Source organism: Pseudomonas sp. AMR01, assembly GCF_041946035.1.
GTDB lineage: Bacteria > Pseudomonadota > Gammaproteobacteria > Pseudomonadales > Pseudomonadaceae > Aquipseudomonas > Aquipseudomonas antarctica_B.
In genome coordinates this window covers 1-567 of record NZ_JAUTYR010000147.1, presented here as the reverse complement: position 1 = coordinate 567, position 567 = coordinate 1, and the positions used below count along the sequence as shown (strand labels likewise).

Here is a 567-nt window from a genome sequence, read left to right as displayed (position 1 = left end):
GCCACAGGTATTGCCCCGCGTAGTGATTGACGGTGTAACAAGGCTTCTCGCCGGTGTGCCGCTCTGAATTGTCCGGCGTACAGACAGATAAAAATGCGGTAATGTCTTCCTGCACCGCACTGAGTGCGGCGGCGTCAACATGCTCGATGGTTTGGCGTCGAGGCGACAGTTCGCCGAATTTTGCTCCCTGTTTCGCCATTTCCATCAGATTGATCAAGCCGATGACGCTCATCAGTGCGCTCCTTCCATGTTGACGTCGATAGTTTTCGCTGTTCGACCGCTTTTATTCGGGCGTTTGTCGCTGTGGGCGGAAATCAAATTCAGCCAATGCGCTAAGCTACACAACTGCACTCCCGGGTTTCTCCGCTGCGCCATTGTGAAGGCGGCGCGATGGTCGATATTCTCGCCATCATCGAAACCGAAGATCCTCAGTACGCAGCCGTTCAATCGCTCATTGGCCGTATCGAACCGAATGTGCGGGAAATAACCCAGCCGCGCAGAGAGGGCTATCAACTCTGTAACACCGGCGTCGACGGCTTGGCGGCGCGCATCGACTTTATGCAGCAA

Annotated in this window: 2 protein-coding genes; both read right to left on the bottom strand. The window is 55.2% G+C overall.

Annotated elements, in window-relative coordinates; translation table 11 throughout:
• The coding region (locus Q7C20_RS26970; protein ID WP_375071219.1) for a hypothetical protein at positions 1-232 on the bottom strand (232 nt) is incomplete at its 3' end.
• The coding region (locus Q7C20_RS26965; protein WP_375071218.1) for a hypothetical protein at positions 232-567 on the bottom strand (336 nt) is incomplete at its 5' end. The genes Q7C20_RS26970 and Q7C20_RS26965, both read right to left, overlap by 1 nt.